Origin of the sequence: Mesorhizobium sp. M2A.F.Ca.ET.067.02.1.1 (assembly GCF_004023285.1) — a bacterium.
In the GTDB taxonomy this organism is placed as follows: Bacteria; Pseudomonadota; Alphaproteobacteria; order Rhizobiales; family Rhizobiaceae; genus Mesorhizobium.
Genome location: NZ_RZSB01000661.1, coordinates 1 through 3,387, shown reverse-complemented (window position 1 = coordinate 3,387; position 3,387 = coordinate 1). Strand labels below are relative to the sequence as shown.

General features: G+C 66.5%; 3 protein-coding genes and 1 pseudogene. 3 read left to right on the top strand and 1 reads right to left on the bottom strand.

Annotated elements, in window-relative coordinates; all coding sequences use genetic code 11:
- Window positions 1-449: elongation factor P (locus EOA28_RS29520; protein WP_128315564.1), on the bottom strand; the 449-nt coding region annotated here is incomplete at its 3' end.
- Window positions 450-578: 129 nt separating this feature from the next.
- On the opposite strand from EOA28_RS29520, the gene epmA reads away from it, so the two are divergent.
- The 3 genes and pseudogenes from epmA to EOA28_RS29505 all read left to right on the top strand — a co-directional run.
- The gene (gene epmA, locus EOA28_RS29515; protein ID WP_128315563.1) at window positions 579-1,622 is read left to right on the top strand and encodes an EF-P lysine aminoacylase EpmA; all 1,044 of its coding nucleotides are present in this window, start codon (window positions 579-581) and stop codon (window positions 1,620-1,622) included.
- 205 nt (window positions 1,623-1,827) lie between these two features.
- The gene (locus tag EOA28_RS29510; protein ID WP_128315562.1) at window positions 1,828-3,171 is read left to right on the top strand and encodes a TldD/PmbA family protein; all 1,344 of its coding nucleotides are present in this window, start codon (window positions 1,828-1,830) and stop codon (window positions 3,169-3,171) included.
- Window positions 3,158-3,387: pseudogene (locus tag EOA28_RS29505) on the top strand (3'(2'),5'-bisphosphate nucleotidase CysQ); the annotation flags it as partial. The gene EOA28_RS29510 and the pseudogene EOA28_RS29505, both read left to right, overlap by 14 nt.

The window sequence follows — 3,387 nt, the reverse complement described above, 5'->3', positions numbered from 1 at the left end:
GAGGAAGACGCCGTCTGGCCCTTGGTGACCGGCTCGGTCTCGACCACCTCGAAGGTGGCGCGCTGGGGCAGCGTCAGCGAGATCGGCACGCCGTTGAACTGGGCGAGCTGAACGGCCATGCCTTCCTGCAGATAGGGCGCAAAGTCGCCGACCACGGCTTCCGAAGCCACGACCTGGTCGTAGCTTTCCGGGTTCATGAAGTGAAAGCCTTCGCCGTCGGAATAGAGGAAGGTGTGCTCGCGCTCCTCGACATAGGCGCGCTCGACCATTTCGGTCGTGCGGTAGCGTTCCGACACCTTCACCCCGTCGCCGATACGGCGCATGTCGAGCTGCGTCACCGGCGTGCCCTTGCCAGTGTGGATGTTTTCGGCAAAGAGGATGACATAGAGCTTGCCGTCCTTATCGACGACGTTGCCTTTGCGTAAGGAGCTGGCGATGACCTTGACCACGATATTCGATCCCGTTCGAGTTTTTCGGCCTGCAAGCGTCGATTTCCGCGAAGCGGCGACGGTGGCCATCGCGTGCGCCCTAGCGCATCTTGCGCCGAACCGCCAGTCTTCCGCGCGATTTTCCTGCCTATGACCGCCGCTTCGCCCTGGTGGATGCCTGATATCCATGCCGACCGCCGGCCACGGCTTATGGCGCGCAACGCCATCGCGTCGGCTCTTCGCGTCTGGTTCGCGGAACGTGATTTCATCGAGGTGACGACCTCGGCGCTGCAGGTTTCGCCGGGCAACGAGGCACACCTTTCCGCCTTCGCCACCGAGGCGCTCGGCCCCGACGCATCGCGCCACCCGCTCTATCTCCACACCTCGCCCGAATTCGCCTGCAAGAAGCTGCTCGCCGCCGGCGAGGAGCGCATCTTCAGCCTCGGCCCGGTCTGGCGCAACCGCGAGCGCGGGCCGCTGCATCATCCCGAATTCACCATGCTCGAATGGTACCGCATCGGCGAAACTTACGAGCGCCTGATGGACGACTGCGCCGAATTCCTGGCGCTCGCCGCGGAGAAGGCCGGCTCCAGGCTTTTCCGTTTTCGCGGACGCGAGGCCGACCCCTTCGCCGAGCCGGAGCGGCTGAGCGTGGCGGAGGCCTTCACTCGATATGCCGGCATCGACCTTCTGGCGACCGTCGCGGCTGACGGGAGCACGGATCGCGACGGACTTCATGCCACGCTGGTCAAGGCTGGCCTGCGCACCGCGCCCGACGACAATTGGGCCGATCTGTTCAGTCGGGTGATGGTGGAGAAGATCGAACCGGCCCTGGGGCAGGGGCGGGCCACCATCCTTTACGGCTATCCGATTTCGGAAGCGGCACTTGCCCGCCCGAGCGCCGAGGATCCGCGCGTTGCCGAGCGCTTCGAGCTTTATTGCTGCGGCGTCGAGCTCGCCAACGCCTTCGGCGAGCTTACCGACCCGGCAGAGCAGCGCCGCCGCTTCCTCGCCGAGATGGACGAGAAGGAGCGCGTCTATGGCGAGCGCTATCCGCTGGACGAGGATTTCCTGGGGGCCTTGGCCATCATGCCGCAGGCAAGCGGCTCGGCGCTGGGCTTCGACCGGCTGGTGATGCTGGCGACGGGGGCAACGAGGATCGAGGACGTGATCTGGGCGCCGGTGGCCGGATAGCACGCCCTTTTCGACCCTGCGCATCCCACACGAACCACCGCGATTGCCTTGAGATTGCCGCATCCGCCATTGCACTAGCGTGGGTGGAACAATAGATGGTGCGACAGCTGGCGCTTCGGCATGCACAAGACGATGCGACAGGTGCCGCAGGGCGTGACAAAGTGCATGGCCCTGACAGATTGCATGAACAAACGGGAACAACCTTATGACCAACCAGCTCGACGCAGCGAAATTGACCGATCGCGTTACGGCGCTCGTCGAGGCCGCCAAGCGCGCCGGCGCCGACGCGGCCGACGCGGTGGCGGTGCGCGGCCGCTCTGCCGGCGTGTCGGTGCGGCTGGGCAAGGTCGAGGGCACCGAATCGTCGGAGAGCGAGGATGTGTCGCTGCGCGTCTTCGTCGGCCAACGCGTGGCGAGCGTCTCGGCGACCGCCGCTTCCGATCCGAAATCGCTTGCCGAGCGCGCCGTCGCCATGGCCAAAGTCTCGCCCGAGGATCCGTTCCGGGGCCTCGCCGATCCCGCGCTGCTCGCCCGCAATTTGCGCGACCTCGACCTTTTCGATCCGACCGAGGTACCGGCCGACCAGTTGAAGGAGGCAGCCCTTGCCGCCGAAGCGGCCGCATTGGCCGTCAAGGGCGTCACCAATTCCTCCGGCAGCAGCGCTAGCGCCGGACTGGGCGGGCTCGTGCTCGCCACCTCGCATGGCTTTGTCGGCCAGTATGTCGCCTCGCGTTTCTCGCGCTCGACCAGCGTCATAGCCGGGGAGGGCACGGCGATGGAGCGCGACTATGAATTCTCCTCGCGCCAGCATTTCGCCGATCTCGACGCGCCGGGAGAGATCGGCCGCAAGGCCGGCGAACGCGCCGTGCGCCGCCTCGGCGCCCGCAAGGCGGCGACCGGCCCGGTCGATGTGGTGTTCGATCCGCGCGTCGCGCGCGGCATCGCCGGCCATCTCGCCGGCGCCATCAACGGCGCGGCGGTCGCCCGCAAGACCAGCTTCCTGCGCGACATGATGGGCAAGCAAGTGGCCTCGGCCGCGATCACCGTCACCGACGAGCCTTTGCGCCGGCGGGGACAGGCCTCGCGCCCGTTCGACGGCGAAGGCGTCGAGGGCGGGAAGCTGCTGATGGTCGAGAAGGGCGTGCTCAACCACTGGTTCCTGTCGACCTCGGCCGCGCGCGAGCTCGGTCTCGTCACAAATGGACGCGGCTCGCGCAGCGGCTCGTCGGTCTCGCCGTCCTCGACCAATCTCGCCATCGAGCCGGGCGAGCGGACGCCGGAAGACCTCATCAAGTCGCTGAAGCGCGGCTTCTACGTCACCGAGGTGTTCGGCCAGGGCGTCGACATGGTGACCGGAGAATACAGCCGCGGCGCCTCCGGCTATTGGATCGAGAACGGCGCGCTGGCACATCCGGTGGCCGAGGTGACGATCGCCTCCAACCTGAAGGCCATGTTCCTCAACATGGTGCCGGCGAGCGACCTCGACCGCAATTTCGGCACGGCTGCCCCGACGCTCCTGATCGAAGGGATGACCCTTGCCGGCGCTTGACCAACTGACATCGAGCGAGGCTGGCGACGACCTTGCATTGCTGCGCGAAGCCGCCCGCGAAGCCGGCGCCATCGCCATGCGTTATTTCGGCAACAACCCGCAGGTGTGGATGAAGGGCGGCACCTCGCCGGTGAGCGAGGCCGACCATGCCGCGGACGCCTATCTTCGCGAGACCTTGCTCAAGGCGCGTCCGGATTATGGCTGGCTGTCTGAACA